The sequence below is a fragment of the Ensifer sp. GW101-20A05 genome (assembly GCF_059424735.1).
Window position 1 is genome coordinate 1 of sequence record NZ_JBWKZT010000023.1, and the last position, 17,254, is coordinate 17,254.

The 17,254-nt window shown below is 63.3% G+C and carries 13 protein-coding genes; 7 read left to right on the plus strand and 6 right to left on the minus strand.

Annotated features, from left to right (window positions below; genetic code table 11):
* Window positions 1-37: 37 nt before the first annotated feature.
* Together AC070A_RS31895 and AC070A_RS31900 are read right to left on the minus strand one after the other, a co-directional pair.
* A complete protein-coding gene (locus tag AC070A_RS31895; RefSeq protein ID WP_492384618.1) occupies window positions 38-394 on the minus strand; it encodes a VOC family protein in 357 nt (118 codons plus the stop codon).
* A 179-nt stretch (window positions 395-573) separates the two neighbouring features.
* A complete protein-coding gene (locus AC070A_RS31900) occupies window positions 574-7,347 on the minus strand; it encodes an apolipoprotein A-IV repeat region-like domain-containing protein (RefSeq protein ID WP_113737237.1) in 6,774 nt (2,257 codons plus the stop codon).
* Between the two features lie 538 nt (window positions 7,348-7,885).
* On the opposite strand from AC070A_RS31900, the gene AC070A_RS31905 reads away from it, so the two are divergent.
* Together AC070A_RS31905 and AC070A_RS31910 are read left to right on the plus strand one after the other, a co-directional pair.
* Complete coding sequence (locus AC070A_RS31905; RefSeq protein ID WP_058328273.1) at window positions 7,886-8,254, plus strand: Hpt domain-containing protein; 369 nt, start codon at window positions 7,886-7,888, stop codon at window positions 8,252-8,254.
* A 222-nt stretch (window positions 8,255-8,476) separates the two neighbouring features.
* A complete protein-coding gene (locus AC070A_RS31910) occupies window positions 8,477-8,797 on the plus strand; it encodes a 2Fe-2S iron-sulfur cluster-binding protein (protein ID WP_058324100.1) in 321 nt (106 codons plus the stop codon).
* A 546-nt stretch (window positions 8,798-9,343) separates the two neighbouring features.
* Here AC070A_RS31910 and AC070A_RS31915 read toward each other — a convergent pair.
* Window positions 9,344-9,973 carry a DUF922 domain-containing Zn-dependent protease gene (locus tag AC070A_RS31915; RefSeq protein WP_113737236.1) on the minus strand — a complete coding sequence of 210 codons (630 nt, stop codon included), beginning with the start codon at window positions 9,971-9,973 and terminating at the stop codon, window positions 9,344-9,346.
* A 107-nt stretch (window positions 9,974-10,080) separates the two neighbouring features.
* Between AC070A_RS31915 and folP the strand changes: the two genes are divergently transcribed.
* From folP to folK, 3 genes are all read left to right on the plus strand, one after another.
* Window positions 10,081-10,932, plus strand: a complete 852-nt coding sequence (gene folP, locus AC070A_RS31920) for a dihydropteroate synthase (protein ID WP_058324102.1) — start codon at window positions 10,081-10,083, stop codon at window positions 10,930-10,932.
* A gap of 125 nt (window positions 10,933-11,057) precedes the next feature.
* Entirely contained in the window at window positions 11,058-11,426 is a 369-nt protein-coding gene (gene folB, locus AC070A_RS31925) for a dihydroneopterin aldolase (RefSeq protein ID WP_057248908.1), read from the plus strand.
* A complete protein-coding gene (folK, locus tag AC070A_RS31930; protein ID WP_113737235.1) occupies window positions 11,416-11,940 on the plus strand; it encodes a 2-amino-4-hydroxy-6-hydroxymethyldihydropteridine diphosphokinase in 525 nt (174 codons plus the stop codon). Before folB ends, folK begins: the two co-directional genes overlap by 11 nt.
* Before the next feature lie 89 nt (window positions 11,941-12,029).
* On the opposite strand, the gene AC070A_RS31935 is transcribed toward folK, so the two are convergent.
* Entirely contained in the window at window positions 12,030-12,581 is a 552-nt protein-coding gene (locus AC070A_RS31935; RefSeq protein WP_057248910.1) for a hypothetical protein, read from the minus strand.
* 237 nt (window positions 12,582-12,818) lie between these two features.
* Between AC070A_RS31935 and AC070A_RS31940 the strand changes: the two genes are divergently transcribed.
* Together AC070A_RS31940 and AC070A_RS31945 are read left to right on the plus strand one after the other, a co-directional pair.
* Window positions 12,819-13,682 carry a cytochrome b/b6 domain-containing protein gene (locus AC070A_RS31940; protein ID WP_113737234.1) on the plus strand — a complete coding sequence of 288 codons (864 nt, stop codon included), beginning with the start codon at window positions 12,819-12,821 and terminating at the stop codon, window positions 13,680-13,682.
* A complete protein-coding gene (locus AC070A_RS31945) occupies window positions 13,679-14,470 on the plus strand; it encodes a molybdopterin-binding protein (RefSeq protein WP_218373996.1) in 792 nt (263 codons plus the stop codon). Before AC070A_RS31940 ends, AC070A_RS31945 begins: the two co-directional genes overlap by 4 nt.
* Before the next feature lie 118 nt (window positions 14,471-14,588).
* Here AC070A_RS31945 and AC070A_RS31950 read toward each other — a convergent pair whose 3' ends face one another.
* Together AC070A_RS31950 and AC070A_RS31955 are read right to left on the minus strand one after the other, a co-directional pair.
* Window positions 14,589-15,674 carry a YcjF family protein gene (locus AC070A_RS31950; protein WP_113737232.1) on the minus strand — a complete coding sequence of 362 codons (1,086 nt, stop codon included), beginning with the start codon at window positions 15,672-15,674 and terminating at the stop codon, window positions 14,589-14,591.
* Window positions 15,671-17,167 (minus strand): YcjX family GTP-binding protein, encoded by a 1,497-nt coding sequence (locus AC070A_RS31955; protein ID WP_112946810.1) that lies wholly within the window; start codon window positions 17,165-17,167, stop codon window positions 15,671-15,673. The genes AC070A_RS31950 and AC070A_RS31955 overlap by 4 nt, the downstream gene beginning before the upstream one ends.
* Between the last annotated feature and the right edge of the window lie 87 nt (window positions 17,168-17,254).

Consider the following 17,254-nt stretch of genomic DNA (forward strand, 5'->3'; position numbering starts at 1 on the left):
ATGCTGTCCCGGATTTAGTGAAATCGCTGTCCGGGATTTAATGGAATCCATGTCCGCGAATTACCGAAACCCGCAATTTGACGATGTGCCCGATTGACACTGCACCGAGCCGCGCCTGCGTCGCGGCTATTTTTGCGTCTTTGGCAAGTGACGCCGCGGGATAGAGCGCCAGTATCAGGTCGTCGCCCATATGGAAGAAGACCACTGCGCCGTCTTCGAACTCCTGGCCGATAATTCCTTTCGTCGGCAGCTCCATGCCGTCGCGATAGAAGGCCAGAGACTTTTCGAGATCGTTTACCGCGAGCGTAAGGACTTTCAACCGTGGTTTCATGTCCGCCTCCTGATCTGAAAACGGAGAGACGCTGCCGGATGGGCCGCGCTGCTTCCAATACATTATAACGGAGGACGCCTGCTTTTTGAGCGGTAGTAATGGCGGTCGGCGTGACGGCCGAGCCCATGCACGAAGGTAGCACTGCCCCTGCTACCGGTCCCGGTTGGTCTTGGCGGGTTTGCATAAGCGAAAACGGCCCCGTCTTGCGACGGGGCCGTTTCTTTATCATATGCCAGCGCCGCTTAGCTGAAGCGGCCGGCGGCGTGGGCGAGCATCGTGTAGACCTTGCCGGTATCCGACGTCAGATAGGTCTGGGTGATGCGCTTGTCCGGATCGTTGCGGGCAACATCGGCGAGCAGCTTCTCGAAGTCGGCGATGTAGCGGTCGACGGCAGTGCGGAACTCCGGTTCGCGATCATACTTGCGCTTGATCTCGTCGAAGGTCTGCTGACCCTTCAGCGTATAGAGGCGACGGGTGAAGACGTCGCGCTCGCCGCGCTGGTAACGGCGCCACAGTTCGACCGAGGCATCGTGATCGATGGCGCGGGCGATGTCGACCGAGAGCGAGTTCAGCGACTCGACGACGTGGCGCGGGTTGCGGCTGTCGCCGGTACGCGCCGCAGGCTGTGCTTCGGCCGGGCGCTGTGGCGCCGGCGAGGGGGCCTCTTCGCGCGATGCCGCACGCAGCAGATCGCGCATCCAGCCACCACCTTCTGCAACCTCGCTGGTCACCGCCTGCGACGGAGCGGGCTGGCGAACGGCCGGCTGTTCGATGCCGAGGCTGCCGCGCAGCGCCGGGGCCGGTTCCTGCCGGCGCGTCTGCTCGGCTGGCTGCTGCACCACGGGCTGCTGGACTACGGGCTGCTGGGCAACAGGCTGCTGGGCAACAGGCTGGGGCTGGATGACCGGCTGCGGCGCCGGCTGCTGCTGCACCGGCTGCTGTTGCACCGGACGGGCGACCGGAGCGGCGGCAGGCTGCTGACGCAGCGGCTGGGCGACCTCGAGCTGCGTCGAGGACTTGCCGATGATGTCGGACAGTTCCTGCAGCGCCTTGATCTGTTCGCCGACGGCGCGACGCATGACCGCCGCATTTTCCTTGGCCTCTTCCGGCAGGTCGAAGGCACCGCGCTTCAGTTCTTCGCGGGTCATATCGAGTTCCTTGCGGATCTCGCCGGCAGAGCGACGGATTTCGTCGGTCGCACCGCTGAAGCGGCCGATAGCCTCGTCGATCGCAACGCGAACCGCTTCGCGCAGTTGCCCTGCGACACCGTCAGACTTCTTGCCGCTTTCGGCGAGCATACGCTCGATGTCGGACACCGAAGCTGCGACACTGCCGCGCAGACGCGAGGCGACTTCCTTGGAGCGTTCCTCGGCGTTGGCAAAGGCGCCTTCGATCGATGCACCGGCATCTTCGCCAACCTTGGCAATCGCCTGGCGCAGCGCTTCCGAGGCGCCGAGCGCACGGCCCTCGACCGAGGAGAGCGTCTTGTTGACGTCGGCAAACGAGGTCTCGACGCCGGAGCGGAGCGTGTCGGCGATCTGGCGCGAGCGCTCCTCGGCTCGGCTGAAGACCTGCTCGACCGAGGCGCCTGCTTCGTCGCCCGCCTGGGCCAGCGTGTTGCGCATCGCTTCGGCTGCTTCGGCTGCGCGCTGTTCGGCGCTGGTCAGAAGGCGGCCAACATCCGAGAAGGACTGCTGGATGCCGCTGCGCAGGTTGCCGGCGACAAGGCCCGAGCGTTCTTCGGCCCGCTGGAAGGCGCCATCGACGAAGCCTTCGAGCGCACGCATCGTCCGTTCGATCTCTTCCGAGCGCTGAACGAGCCCGACCGACAGGGTACGCAGTGCATCCTGGCGCTCTTCGAGCGTGCTGACGAGGTTCGACTGGGCGGCGCCGAGCAGGTCGGACGCCTGGCCGAGCACCTTCGAATGGTCCTCGAACCGGCCGACGATGCCGCCGATCTTCGACAGGGTGGAGGCGGAAATGTCGGACAGCTTGTCGACCTTGCCTTCGATGAGGCGGGTCGAGGTCGAGAGCATGTCGGAGGCCTGACGGGTCGATTCCGACACGCGGGCTATCGTCGATTCCAGACGCTGGTCCATTTCGCCGAGGTTGTTGCTTGCCTGGTCGATGACCGTGGCGATCGCAGCGTTGTTGTTGGCGAGCTGGTCGATCAGGCCCATGGCGGTCGACTGCAGACGGTTCTCGACCATCTTCATCGCCTTCGCCGTTTCCTCGGCGCGGTGCGAGATCGCGTTCAGCGTTTCACCCGTGCGCTCGGCAATGGCGTTGACCAGGGCTGCATTTTCCGCGCGCAGGCGATCGGAGCTTTCCTGGGTCACGGCGGCGATACGTTCGGCGGCCTCGCGGCCGGTTGCCGCATATTGGTCGATGACCGGGCGGGCCTGCTCGTCGATCAGGCGCGACAGCTCCAGCGAGCGGCCGGCGAGCATCGAGTTGAGCTCGCGGGTGCGGTCGTCGAGCGTGTTGCGGATCGCTTCGCCGCGCGCTTCCAGTGCCTTCTCGGTGTTGGCAAGGCCCTGGTGGATGTTGTCGGCGTGGCTGGCGATCTGGCTGTGCGTGGCAGCAAGCCGTGCCGTTGCCGTATCGGCTGCGTCGGCGATCGACCGGGCAAGATCGGCGTGACGCGCTGCGCTGGCAGCAGCCTTCTGCTCGATCGTATTGGCAAGGTCCGCATGGCGGGCGGCGGTTGCCGCTGCCGTCTGGTCGATCGTGTTGGCGAACTCGGCCTGACGGGCCGCGAGCGCCGAAGCGAAGTCGTCGCCGGCCCTGGAGAGGAGTTCGGCCGAGCGTGCCGCTTCCGCGTCGATCTCCCGGGCAACGTCGCTGACGGCGCCACGAAGGGTGGTGGCGAGGCCAGCAGCCTTGTCCTCAATGCGGATGGCTTCTGCACCGAGTTCCTGAGCGACATCGCCGACAACGCCGCGAAGTGTGGTGACGAGGCCGGCAGCCTGGTCCTCGATGCGAACGGTTTCTGCATCGAACTCCTGGGCCACGTTGCCGACAGCGCCGCGAAGCGTGGTGACGAGGCCGGCGGCCTGGTCCTCGATGCGGACGGCTTCTGCATCGAACTCCTTGGCCACGTTGCCGACTGCGCCGCGAAGCGTTGTGACGAGGCCGGAAGCCTTGTCCTCGATGCGGACGGTCTCTGCATCGAACTCCTGAGCCACGTCGCCGACTGCGCTGCGCAGATTGCTGACGAGATCGGTGGTCTTGCCTTCGAGGCGGGAGGCTTCCGCGTCCAGATCCTGCGTCGCTTCGCTGACCGCACCACGCAGGCTGCTGACGAGAACGGCGGCCTTGCCTTCGATTGTCCGGTTGACGTTTTCAAGGCCGATGTTGAGGGCACGATCCATGGTGCCGAGACGTTCAGCGATGCGTTCCGCACCAGCCTCGATGGCGCCGGAGATCCGGCTTGCCGCCGTCTCGCTCATGCGATCGATGTCGCCCGCTCGTTCGCCGAGGCTGGAGGCGATGCGCTGGCCGGCGCCGTCGACGACCTCGTTGACGCTGCCGACGCTGTCACGGACGCGTTCCTCGAGCGAGCTGAGGCTGACTTCCAGGCGCAGGCCGGTATCGTCGACCAGGGCGTTGACGTCGTTGACGCTGCCGCGGATGCGGTCCTGCAGGGCGCCGAGGCTGTTTTCAATGAGGGTGCCGGTATCGCCGACGACCGAACCGACGCTGGTGACGCTGCCGCGGATACGATCTTCCAGCGCACTGAGGCCGCCCTCGACGCGGGCAGCGGCATCGTCGACGACGGAGCCGACATTGGCAACGCTGCCACGAATGCGGTTTTCAAGCGCGCCGAGGTTGCTTTCGATGCGGGCGCCGGTGTCGTCGACGACCGTGCCGACATTGCCGACGGTGTTGCGAATGCGATCCTCGAGCACACCGACGCGGGTTTCGATATGCATGCCCGTTTCATCGACGATCGAGCCGATGTTGCCCGCGCTTTCGCGCATGCGCTCCTCAAGGGAGCCAAGGCTCGTCTCGATGCGCAGGCCGGTATCGTCGAGGCGGTCGTTGATGCCGTTGATCGACATGTCGACGCGGTTGGTGAGGCTGTCGGCCGCGAGGCTGATCTGGTTGGCGGTCTCGGCCAGGCGCTCTGCGATGTGCCCCGTCGTCGAACGCATGCGCGTGTCGAGCGTTTCGCCGCTGCGGTCGATGACGCCGGCAAGCGCGGACTGGCGCTCTTCCAGCGACATTTCCAGCATGCTGGCGCTGGTGGCGAGCGTGGTGGCGATAGCGGTCGACTGATCGGCCAGCATGCCTTCGAGCTGATCGCGACCCTGGCCGACGGCGAGATTGATCGCGTTGATCCGATCGTCGAGCGTGGCGCGGATCTGTTCGTGCGTCGACGACAGCGTATCGCGCAGATGCTCGGCGCGGCCGCTCAGCGTCTGCTCGATTTCGGCTGCCTTGCCGGCGAGCGAGGCGGTCGCCTCGGTCGTGCGTGCGGTCAGGGCATCGGCGATGTGAGCGCTGGTCTCGGTCAGCGTGTCGGAAATCTTGCCGACGCGGCCACTGAGATCCTCGGCGATGCGGGCGCTCGTCTGGGTGAGGGTATCGGAGATCAGGCTGACGCGGCCGCCGAGGTTTTCTGCGATCGAGCTGACGCTCTCGGAGAGCTTCTGCTCGATATCGCCGACGCGGTCGGTCATGGTTTCGGCGACGGCCGTTGCGCGGAACGTCAGGCTGTCGGCCACGTCTTCGGCGTGGCGGCTCAGCGTGTTGGCCATTTCATTGGCGCGCGACGACATCGTCGAGGTAATGGCGGCGGCACGTTCGGCGAGAACGCCATCGAGGGCCGACGTCTGGGTCGTGAGCGCTTCGGAGATCGCTTCGCCACGCTCGGACAGAACACGCTCCAGCCGGTCGGCCGTGCCGCTGACGGCGTTGTCGATCGAGTCCGCGCCCATGGACAGAATGGTCGAAAGGGTGAGCGTGCGCTCGGAGAGCGTGTTGTCCAGGCGGTGCTGGCTGGCAGCGATCGCGCTGGTGATTTCGTCGGTCGAGCCGCTGAGCGTCTGTTCGATGCGGGCATGGGCGGCGTGCAGGCCGTCAACGAAGGCGGCGGTGCGGGTGTCGAGCCCCTCGGTCAGGCGCTGTTCGCTGGTGGTGAGCGCGCTTGCAAGCGCGTCGGCGCGCTGGCCGAAGCCGTTTTCGATGCGCTCCTGCGCCTGGGAGAGCGCGCCCATGAGGCCGCTGGTCTTCTCGGAAAGAACGCTGTCGATGCGGCTGTGGGCATCGCCGACCAGGTTGCCGAGCTCCGAGGTCCGGCTGGTGATCGTCTCCTCGATGAAGTCCTGGGTCGCGCCGAGCGTCGCGGCCAGCGTCAACGACTGGTCGGAGAGGGCGGAGCCGATCTTCTCGATGCTGCTGTCGAGCGCGCCGCCGATCGCTTCCGATCCGCCGGAGACGGTCTCGTTGATGCGGTGCAGGCTTTCCATGAGCTTGGTGTCGAGCATGCTTGCGCGCTTGTCGAAGGCCGAGGCAAACTCGTGGAAACGCTCGTCGAAGGCGGTCGCGAGCTGGCCGACGGTGGTCTGCAGCTTTTCTTCGAAGAAGCCGCCGCGCAGGTCCAGATCCATGATCGCATCGTCGGCGCTGGAACGCAGGCTCTGACGGAAGCTTGCGCCTTTCTCGTCGAGCGTTGCGTTGAGCGAGGCGAGGACATGATCGAGGCCGCCGGTGATCGCCTGCTGGCCGACGCTGAGACTTTCATTCAGGTCACGCGTGCGGGCGATCAGCGTCTCGTTCAGCTGGCGTGCGCGGTCGTTCAATGCCGCGTTCAGCCTTTCGGTGCTGGCGTCGAGCGAGGAGGCGCGCGTTTCGAACTGGCTGAGCAGGTCGTCGCCGCGCTTCGTCAGCGTCTCGCTCAACTGGTCGAGCCGTGTATCGAATTCGGTGCTGAGGCCAAGGCCGGCCGCCGTCAGGCCGGAAAGCAGCGCATCCGTGCGGGATGACAGCATGGTGCCGATCGACTGGAGGGCGGTGTCCGACTTTTCGCTAAGGGCTGCGGCGCGCGTGTCGATCAGCGAGGCGAAGGCTTCACCCGAAATCGCGATGCGCGAGGCGATGTCGTCGCTCGCCTGTTCCAGGTCATCCTTCAGCTTGCCGTGGGCGCCGGATATCGCCGAGCGGATACGCTCCGAATGACCGATGATCGCTTCGCGCTCGAGGCCGAGTTCCTGGACCAGCGTGCGAACGCGCAGTTCGTTTTCGCTATAGCTGCGCTCAAGCGCGTTGACTTCGGAATGCACAAGCGTTTCGAGTTCGGTGGCGCGTGCGATGGTGCGCTCGATACCCTCGTTCATCGCCGAGACTTCGCGGCGAACGGCCTGGCCGACAGTCATGACGCGATCGGCTGCGGCCGTTTCGGGCTCGGCAAGGCGCAGTGCCACTTCAGCCATGGAGCGGGCGGCGTTGCGCAGTTCCTGCGCACGGGCGATCATGATGGCGAAGGAGAAGAAAAGCATGACCGGCAGCAGGATGCCGATCGCAACGCCAATGGCGCCGGGCGTCGCAGCCAGATCGCTCAGGGAGCGGATCTGCCAGATCTGCGGGCCATAGAGCAGGTTGGCAATGCCGAGGCCGGCGATGGCCCAGATGATCGACACCAGCGCGGCAACCCGGATCGCGGCGCGATTGGAGCGCACGTCGAGCGCGCGCAGCATCGCAGCCGGCGAACGGCGGCCATCGTCGTTGGCGGCGGAAAGGGAAGGGGATTTGGGCGCGGGTTCCGGGGCGAGCGTCTTGGCCGCTTCGGCAGCACGCGCCGCGCGGGATGGCTCCGGTTGAGACTTTGCTCTTTTATTCTGATCGGGCGCGGGCGCCTGATTGCCGGGCTGAGACACATTTTCCTCCGGATCATCCAAGGAAGTCTTGTCGTTCGGGCTCGAGTTAAGCTCGTCGAAATCGATCGTCAGGGCCGCTTCCAAAGCCTGGAAGGCCTTCTCGTCGATTGACTCATTGCTCTTTTTCGTCGCCATAGGGATACGCCTCATTACCTTTTGCCAGCGACAAAGCTGCCAGCGCTCGCGCACAACGGGCGGGTCGGCTTCTTCCTCGCGGGCTGTGACGGCAAGATACGCGCATCGGATCTACGCAATACCCTACTGATCACACACTGCATTGCCTCGACGGATAGTCACATTTGTGGCCGAAAGGGACCACGAGTTGAGCTTATCCACCGGAACGGTTGCCATTTTCGTACGCAGGCAAGTTCCTGAGCGTATCGTAGTGACACATTAGCTGGGTTCTTACAATTATGAGCGCTCGGGCTTGATTAAAATCCTAATGAAATCTTAATGCGATAACGGTGCCAAAGCCAGAAAATACAAGGAAATCAGACGGTTTAACAGCCGTTAACCATTTCCCCAGATTCCTGCCCATATTGCGCCCCGATTTAAGCTGATAGCAGCCCGCACCCGCAAAGGATGTGTATCTGAGTTTGCGCGTGTAGGTGTGGGCAATATGGCGACACCGAAAACAAGACCAACATGCAATAAACAATAGGGAATTTGGCTCATGGCGGCCCTCAGGATTGCCTTCGAAGCTCCGGACACCCCGGGAAACTCTGCAGCTACCGGCAAGAAGCCGATCGACTTTGCCCACCTTGCGGCACAGACGATGGGTGACAAGGCGTTGGAAATCGAAGTGCTGCAACTCTTCGCGCGCCAGGCGCGCCAGGTCATGAAAGAGATCGTCGAGGGAGAGAGCACGCTTCGCGCTCAGGCTGCCCATAGGCTGAAGGGCGCTGCACTTGCAGTCGGCGCCGTCGATGTTGCCAGCATTGCCGGCGCGATCGAGCAGAACCCGGCAGACGCCTCGCTCTCCGACACGCTTTCGGCCGCTGTGCTCGAGGCCGAACTCTTCATATTGAAGCTCAGCCGCTAAATCGCGGCCCGACGGCGCCGGAAACGGCCAACGCTCTCCCGGCGTCCCACATTTCAAGATAGCGGCCTCGCGCTTGCTGTGCGCGAGGCACGCAGCGATTGCCGTTGTTGACTGGCCGGCGGATTTGTTGGAAGAACTTCCACTGAATTTGCGTCCGAGCGGCGTGCGTTCTGAACAGGCTTTGCGCCTTGCCAGTCCCAGCAGTTCATTCCGGAAAGAGACATGACAAAACTTACGATCGTTGCCTTTGATGGCGCGCGCCATGAACTTGATGTCGAAAACGGCTCGACGGTCATGGAAAATGCCGTTCGCAATTCGGTTCCCGGCATCGAAGCCGAATGCGGCGGAGCCTGCGCCTGTGCGACCTGTCATGTCTATGTCGACGACGCCTGGTCGGCTGCGGTCGGCGCTCCGGAAGCCATGGAAGAAGACATGCTGGACTTTGCCTATGATGTCCGGCCGACGTCGCGGCTTTCCTGTCAGATCAAGATGAGCGACGCACTCGACGGTCTCGTCGTGCATGTGCCGGAGCGCCAGGCCTAAGGCGCGCCGCGAGTTCTCAAATTCGCTCCTTGCGCCTTAAGTTATTGGTATTTCACATGTCGTTGTCGCAGAACCGCTGAACGGTTTTGCGCGACATGTCTTAGCGCTCCACGCCGTACTGCGGCGCCTTGCCAATTTGTAGCTGACCCACAAAAAAAGCGCCTCGCCAGTCGTTGGACAAGCGAGGCGAGGAGGGCGCATCGCTGACAGATGAGGGAGGGGACATCTGCAGCACCAAGACACGCCAGGAGAACCCACTTTGGCCTCGCTGTTCAATTTCTTCTTTTTAATATTGAACAACGCCGCCTAAACTAAAGTAACGGCAACATTTAAGCTCTTCGCACAACTACTGCGTCGAGCTTAACCCGCTCATTCGGCGGAGGCTAGTCTTCGTCCTGGCCCCTCGCTCCATGGTTTCAATATAGATGAGTCGGCGGCTGCCAGCCATCGTTATATTTCACCAATAAAATACTGTGGGTATTGGCGCCGAAATCGCGCCGAGCCCGACTATAGTCAGGCTCTTCTTCAGGGTATGGGCGCCGCTACCTATTGTTGCGATTTCTTCAGCGCTTCGAGCCGGTATTGCAAAAGCCGGATCATGCGTTTGTCGAAATTGGCGGCTTCGGTGCGATCGAAGCGCGCCTGATCCTTGTCGTGCGCTTCGATCGCCGTGATGCTGACCCGCGCGACGCTTGCCTGCATGCGTTCGCAATCCGCTTCCGGCTTCAGAGCGAGGAACATCTTTTCCATGCGGCGGGCGTGGTTGCGGGCAATTTCAGCGTGCCGCTCCTCATGGCGCTTGATGTCGCTCGAGAGTGTGTCCCAGACCAGAGCCAGGTCACGACCGGCCTGACGGCGGTATTTCCAGCGCGGCAGAATGATGCGGGTGCTGAGCGTTACGCGCGCCGAGCCGACCGCGCAGCGGCCGCCACGGTTGACGTAGGTGATGGAGCCGCCGAACTTTATCCGGGTGGCGCCCGGGTGGCGCGCGCCGGTGGATTTCATCATCGGGCCGCCGACAGAAAGCGCCTTGTCGAGTTCCTCCGCAGTCCGTCCACCGATCGTGAAATAGGAAAAGCTCTTGTTGATCACGGTTTCGCCCGACGCAGCGCTTAAGGGGGCGGCGACCAGGAGAGCGAGGAGGGCGGCTTTGAACGGGACGCGTACTCGGGACATCAATGCGTGGTTCTCTTCAGTTGAACTTCGATCAAGCTTGGGGCATAGCCACGACCGGCGCAACAGCAAATCGAGGGCTCTCGGCCGAATGCGGATCGTGAGGGAAAATGACTTACAATCCATTTCAGAAAATTAGCTGGAAGCTGGCGCATGGGCGCAGCCTGGAACTCGGGCCGCGTGGCGTTTTGATGGCGATCGTCAATGTTACCCCGGATTCTTTTTCCGATGGCGGACGTTTCATCGATGCTGTTGCAGCGGCGGCGCAGGGCGTGCGGTGCCTTGAGGAGGGCGCATTGATCCTCGATATCGGCGGTGAATCGACCCGGCCGGATGCGGCGACAGTGAGTGCCGAGGAAGAGCAGGCGCGCATCCTGCCGGTGATCTCCGCGCTCAGCCGCGACACCGATGCGTTGATCTCGGTCGATACCTACAGGGCCTCGACGGCTCGGCTGGCGGTCGAGGCAGGCGCGCACATCGTCAATGACGTGCACGGCCTGCAGCGCGAGCCGGATATCGCGACCGTTGCCGCGGATACCGGAGCAGGGCTCTGCATCATGCATACGGGCCGCGACCGGCAGAAGCTCGCCGACGTGATCGACGATCAGTTCCATTTCCTCGAACGGTCCCTCGAAATTGCCGAAGCCGCTGGTGTCACGCGCGACCATATCGTCTTGGATCCGGGCTTCGGCTTTGCCAAGGATACGGATGAAAACCTCGAACTCATGGCGCGATTTGCCGAGTTGCACCGTTTCGAGCTTCCGTTCCTGGTCGGAACGTCCCGGAAGCGCTTCGTTGGGGCGGTGAGCGGCCGCGAGGCGGGCGACAGGGATGTGGCGACGGCGGCGACCACCGCGCTGCTGCGTGCTGCCGGCGCCTCGATTTTCCGCGTACACGATGTCGCAAACAGCAGGGATGCGCTGGCCATGGCCGATGCTATGCTCAAGGCCAGGGCGGAATGAGGAAAAGCGCGTGCGGCTCTTTTCCCGCATCCGACTGCAACCGATCAGAATCGATCACGTCATGAATTAGGTCGGCCTGACCCAATATCAGCGTGATCCCAGAAAAGCCGACGGGACGGAGAAGCATGAGCCCGACTTACACAATCACTCTCAAGAACTGTGCCTTCTTCGCGCGCCATGGCGTCTTCGACGAAGAAGAGCTCCTCGGGCAGCGCTTCTTCGTGGATGCCGAGCTCGAAGTCGAGCAGGGAACGGCGCTCGTCGATGATTCGATCGAAGACACCGTCCATTATGGCATTGCCTTTCAGGAGATCGAGCGCATCGTCACGGGGCGCCGCCGTTACCTGATCGAGGCGCTGGCGCTGGAAGTCGCCAAGACGCTCTGTGTGCGATTTCCGCAGATCAAGCGCGCCAAGGTCTCGATCCGCAAGCCGAACGCGCCCGTGCCCGGCGTGCTCGACTATGTCGAAGTGACGGTCGAGCATGTCGTCTGAGGCGGGCTGGCGGGTCGCCACACTCGGCCTCGGCGGCAACCTCGGCGATCCGCGCAAGGCGATGGCCGAGGCGCTGCGGGCTCTCGATGCGCGCGACGACTGCGTCGTCGAGGCTGTGTCGCGGCTCTATCGCACACCACCGTGGGGAAAGACCGATCAGGCCTGGTTCTTCAACGCCTGTGCTCAGGTCAGGACGACTTTGAAGCCCGAGGCTTTGCTCGATACGTGTCTCGACATCGAACGTTCGATGAAGCGGGTGCGTGACGAGCGCTGGGGACCGCGCACGCTGGATATCGACGTTCTGACCTATGAAGAGGTGGCCCAGGCTGAAACACGGCTGGAACTGCCGCACCCGAGAATGACGGACCGGGGCTTCGTGCTGATGCCGCTTGCCGACATCGCCGCCGATTTGCCGGTGCGCGGGCGCACGGTCGGCGAATGGTTGGGTGGGGCGGATGTAGCAGGCATAGAGGTTGCCGATGGCGACATGACCTGGTGGCGCGCAGACACCTGACCTCTCCCATCAAGTCGATGAGACCTTTTTAAAACGATAAAGCCCCGGCAAATACTGCCGGGGCTTTATTGTTTGACTGTGCTTTGGGATTACTTGATCGAGCCGACGGCAATCGCATCGAGCTGGCGGTTGAGGCTGACGCCGATGACCGGAACCATCGTCTCCTCGACCTTGACCGAAATGGTGATGTTCATTGTCTGATCGTCCTGAAGACGGGCGATCATGGCGCCGTTCAGCTTCTTGCGGTTGATGCCGACGACGACCTTGTCCTTGGCGACATTGCCGGAAACGACATCGAGACCCTTGCCTTCGGCGCCGTCGAGGAACTTGCCGCTGTAGCTGTTGCCCTTGCGGGTGATCACCGCCGACATCGGCTGCTTGAACACGCCGACGCGGCAGAAGCCGTCGAGCTTGATGCCCGTGTCGTCACCGGCAACCGGTTCGCCGGAGAGATCGCAGGTGAACTTGGTACCCTTGTATTTGCCGGCGACGATCTCGCCCGGGCCTTTCCACTGGCCGGCAACCTTCTCGAAGAAGGCCTTGTCCTTGGCGCCGGAAAGGGCTGGCGTCGCAACGCCGACGGTAGCCGCAAGCGCGATGGCGGCTGTGCCGCGAGCGATCAAAGAGGGGCGCGAGAACATAAACGATCCTTGATGGGTCAACGTCCGAAACTGGAAGCCACATTTGCGCGAAAATGGTTAACGGACGGTTTCCGGGCACCTGATGTTGCGGCTTCTTTGTGGCCGTTGGAGCGATTGCTCACAGGGTTTGCGGCGTGTCGGATTGACCGGACGGAAGTGCTCTCGCGGGCGCAGCGGACGCGCGTGAAACTTGTCCCGACCGCCCTACGTATAATCATGGGAAACGGGAGATTTCCCATGAACACGACGGAAAACGATCCCCAGACGATCACGACACGGGCGCAGGCAAGACTGACGATTCGGCGGCACCGGCTTGTCACGCGTCTTACCCATTGGGCGTGGGCGGTGGCCCTGTTCTTGCTGCTGCTCAGCGGCCTGCAAATCTTCAACGCGCATCCGGCGCTCTATATTGGCCAGCAATCCGGCTTCGCCTTCGACAACGGCGTCTTTTCAATCCAGCCGAGTCGCGACCGGAATGGCGAGGTCCGGGGCATAACGACCGTGTTGGGGCGAAACTTCGATACCACCGGCGTCCTAGGCGTCAGCGGGGCCGAGCAGGGACGCGCCTACAGGGCCTTTCCTGCCTGGCTGACCGTGCCATCTTACCAGGACCTTGCTACGGGACGGGTCGTGCATTTCTTCTTTGCCTGGGTCTTTGCGACGGTCTACGCCATCTGGTTCATGGCAAGCTTGATCAATGGGCACCTGAGGCGCGATATCCTTCCCGGCTGGGGCGATATCCGCGCGTTGCCGCACACCTTGACCGAGCATCTTCGCTTTCACTTCGACCACGATGGGCGCTACAACAGCTTGCAGAAACTCTCCTACGCGCTTGTTCTCCTGTTGTTTTTCCCGCTGATGATCCTGACGGGCCTGACGATGTCGCCGGGCATGAACGCCGCCTGGCCGTGGCTGCTCGACCTCTTCGGCGGGAGGCAGACGGCCCGCACGATCCACTTCTTCGTTATGCTCCTTCTCGTCGGGTTCTTCGTCGTGCACCTGTTCATGGTCTTTGCCGCCGGACCGATGAACGAGATGCGGTCGATGATTACCGGCCGCTACCGTCTCGACGATCGACACAAGGGAGGGAATGCGAGATGACGCGTTTGTTCGTCAGTCGCCGTCGTTTCCTGGGCGTCGCCGGGGTGGCTGCATCCACCGTTCCGCTTGCCGGCTGCGACATGCTCGACGGGTTGCTTGCAGGCGGCGATCCGGTGCGTGGCTATCTCGCATCGGCCAACACACTGACCTACCGGTTGCAGCGACTTTTGATCCCCGCGGATCGGCTCGCACCGGAGTTCTCGGAAAGCGAGATCCGTCAGGGGCAGCGGCCGAACGGCTCAACGGACCCGACCGACCCGGTTTATCTCGCGCTGAAGGACGCGGAGTTTGCTGCCTATCGGCTCAATGTCTCGGGGCTCGTGGAGCGACCGATGCAACTGACGCTCGCCGAACTCCGCAACATGCCGTCGCGCACGCAGATCACGCGGCATGACTGCGTCGAAGGTTGGAGTTGCGTCGCCAAGTGGACCGGAGTGCCGCTGTCGCATGTGCTCGATGAGGCGCGCGTGAAGAGCGACGCACGCTACGTTGTCTTCCATTGCTTCGACAGCATGTCGCTCGGGCTTGCGGGCTCGGCAGCCTACTATGAATCGATCGACATGATCGACGCCCGCCATCCGCAGACGATTCTGGCCTATGGCCTGAATGGAATGCTGCTTCCAGTCGCCAACGGCGCGCCGTTGCGCGTGCGCATCGAACGGCAACTCGGCTACAAGATGGCGAAGTACATCCGGGCGATCGAAGTCGTATCCGATCTCTCGAAGAGAGGCGGAGGACGCGGCGGCTATTGGGAAGATCTCGGCTACGACTGGTATGCCGGTATCTAGAGCGCCGTGCGTTCAGATGAACGCACTAAGGTCGCTCTGTCATGTTGTTTCTGGAGCATCTTTCCGCTTTCACGTAAATCGACTTGAAAGCGATGCTCCAGTGTCAACCGAACAGGCTCTATTTCTCGTCGCCTTCGCTGCCCGCGCGCCCGGCACCCGGACTGAGGTCGGCGAGAAAATCGCCGATACCCGGGCGTTTCAAGGCGCGGAACGGCATCGGACGGCAAAGGTCCATGGCCGCAATGCCGATACGCGCTGTCATCAGGCCGTTGATCACACCTTCGCCAAGGCGCGCCGAGAGCTTCGAGGCGAGGCCGTGGCCAAGCACCTGCTGGATGAGGCTGTCGCCGGCGGCGATCGAGCCGGTAACGGCAAGATGGGCGATGACGTCGCGCATCAGCCGCAGCAGACCGAGCGTGCCGGGGCGGCCGCCGTAGAGTTCGGCCATGGTGCGGATCAGGCGGGCGGATTCGAAAAGCACATAGCCGAGATCGACGAGGGCGCGCGGGCTGACGGCTGTGACGATCGAAACGCGCTTTGAGGCGGCAAGAATGAGGCGGCGGGCCTCGCGGTCGAGCGGGCTCAGGAGTTCGCGTTCGGTGAGTTCGATCAGATGCGGCCCATCGATGATCTCGCCCTCGGTTTCCTTCAGCCGCGTGCGGCCGCGTGCCGTTCGTGGATTGCTGGCCAGCAGATGGACGAGCTTCGTCTGCGCCGACCGCGCGCGCTTGGTGTTGCCCGAGGTCGCTGCAGCCTCCGTTTCCGATTTCAGCTTCTGGATGGCGGTAAGCTGCATCATCCCGGAGAGCTCGCGGGCAACGACGATCAGCAGCGCCAGCAGTCCGATCGCGACGACGGCAAGGGCGGTGTAACCGAGCCAATCGGCGCGGGTGAAGAGATCGCGCAGCAGGCGGTCAACCCAAAGGCCGGCGGCCAGCGAGAGAATGATGCCGAGAGCGCCGATCGCGATCTTGCCGACCGACAGGCGACGCTTGCGCGGGCTTGCTTCCGGCAACGCGAGCGCCTCGACCGCCAGCGTGGTCTCGCGGAACGGATCTTCCGCATCCGGCGTCAGCACCACATTGTCATCGAAGCTCGCGGGCGAACGCGGGACGCGCGACTGTGGGGAGGCCTGGACAGGCTTCTCCTCTCCAACCGAAAAGGCGCCGGGTCGGCGGCTGCGGCCGTTACTATCGTCACTCATGCGAGCCGGTCTCCGAACAGAAATTGCATGGCTCGGTCGAGACGGATATGCGGTACCGACAGTTTTAAGCCGCCGCCGGTTTCTTCGAGATGCGGCGGGCGGAAGCGGACGAAGCTGAGCTCTGGCAGAGGGTGGGCGCTTTCGACGAAGGTCGTTCCGCCCGACTGCATCTCGATCGCCTTGAAGAGCACTTCAGGATCTTCCGGCAAGTCACCGGGAAATATTGCGGTTTTCTTCTCGCCGTCAAAGATTTCGCCGTTGATCTCCTCGCCGGCGATCGGGGTGCCGACGATCACCGGCAGCGCATGGCCGTCGTGGTTGACGGTCGCTTCGCGGGTCGCCCTGACGGATGCAAGCGCCATGACCTCGAGGCCGGCGCCGCTCATGCCGATGCTCTGCGCGGCGCGATCGACCAGGCGCGCGGCGATGCGCTCCAACCGGTCGTGGCTTTCGTGATGCAGATGATCCGCCTTCGTCGCGGCGATCAGCACCTTGTCGATCCGGCGTGTCAGGAAGGAGGAGAGCCAGCTGTTGGTTCCCGGGCGGAAGCAGGCGAGCACGTCGGCAAGCGCCTGCTCGAGATCGAGCAGCGCTTCCGGACCGTTGTTGATCGCCTGAAGCGCATCGACCAGCACGATCTGGCGGTCGAGCCGTGCGAAGTGTTCGCGAAAGAACGGGCTCACCACATGCTTCTTGTAGGCCTCGTAGCGCCGCTCCATCATCGCCCAGAGCGAACCTTTCGGTGCGCGGCCATCCGGGAGATCGGGAAGCGGCGAGAAGGTGAGTGCCGGTGACCCCTCGAGATCGCCCGGCATCAGGAAGCGGCCAGGCGGGAGGGTCGAAGGAGAGCGTTCGTCCGCCTTGCAGGCCCTCAGATAGCCCGTGAAACTTTCGGCAAGCCTGCGGGCGCTCGCCTCGTCGGCAACGGCCGTCGGTCCGGCCGAAGCGGCCAGCGTCAGCCACTCCGCCGAAAAGGTGCTCCGGCTGGCGGCATGGGCGCGTGCCACGGCGTTGTTGCTGAACGCGCGGAAATCCTGTGCCAGCAGGGGCAGATCGAGCAACCACTCACCGGGGTAATCGACGATATCGAGCGACAGGCGGCCGGGAGAGAACAGCCGGTTCCAGCCGCTGGCACTCTCATAGTCGATCGTGATGCGCAGTTGCGAAATGGCGCGGGTCGAATCCGGCCAGATGCGATCGCGCACCAGGGCAGCGATGTGGTCCTCGTATTGGAAGCGCGGTACGGCATCGTCCGGCTGCGGTTGAAGCCTGACCTTCGAGACCCGCCCGGAACGCACCGGCTCGAACACCGGCAGGCGCCCGCCGTTCAGGAGATTGTGCACCAGCGACGAGATGAAAACCGTCTTGCCGGAGCGCGACAGGCCGGTGACACCGAGGCGGATGGAGGGATTGACGAGGCCGGAAGCTCGGTCGGTCAGATTGTCGAGCGCAATCAGGGCGTCGTCTTTGAAGCTGGTCAGGTTGGGCGCCAAATCTTGCTCTTTCTTGCGGCGTAGTTCCGTGGGGCGTTCTGCTGGCGTCGTCCGGCAGAACTGTCGCACGCAGGCAGCCACCGCGAT

Coding starts and splice junctions, on each gene's coding strand:
- AC070A_RS31895 (WP_492384618.1), bottom strand. CDS start 394: ATGTATTGGAAGCAGCGCGGCCCATCCGGCAGCGTCTCTCCGTTTTCA.
- AC070A_RS31900 (WP_113737237.1), bottom strand. CDS start 7,347: ATGGCGACGAAAAAGAGCAATGAGTCAATCGACGAGAAGGCCTTCCAG.
- AC070A_RS31905 (WP_058328273.1), top strand. CDS start 7,886: ATGGCGGCCCTCAGGATTGCCTTCGAAGCTCCGGACACCCCGGGAAAC.
- AC070A_RS31910 (WP_058324100.1), top strand. CDS start 8,477: ATGACAAAACTTACGATCGTTGCCTTTGATGGCGCGCGCCATGAACTT.
- AC070A_RS31915 (WP_113737236.1), bottom strand. CDS start 9,973: ATGTCCCGAGTACGCGTCCCGTTCAAAGCCGCCCTCCTCGCTCTCCTG.
- folP (WP_058324102.1), top strand. CDS start 10,081: ATGACTTACAATCCATTTCAGAAAATTAGCTGGAAGCTGGCGCATGGG.
- folB (WP_057248908.1), top strand. CDS start 11,058: ATGAGCCCGACTTACACAATCACTCTCAAGAACTGTGCCTTCTTCGCG.
- folK (WP_113737235.1), top strand. CDS start 11,416: ATGTCGTCTGAGGCGGGCTGGCGGGTCGCCACACTCGGCCTCGGCGGC.
- AC070A_RS31935 (WP_057248910.1), bottom strand. CDS start 12,581: ATGTTCTCGCGCCCCTCTTTGATCGCTCGCGGCACAGCCGCCATCGCG.
- AC070A_RS31940 (WP_113737234.1), top strand. CDS start 12,819: ATGAACACGACGGAAAACGATCCCCAGACGATCACGACACGGGCGCAG.
- AC070A_RS31945 (WP_218373996.1), top strand. CDS start 13,679: ATGACGCGTTTGTTCGTCAGTCGCCGTCGTTTCCTGGGCGTCGCCGGG.
- AC070A_RS31950 (WP_113737232.1), bottom strand. CDS start 15,674: ATGAGTGACGATAGTAACGGCCGCAGCCGCCGACCCGGCGCCTTTTCG.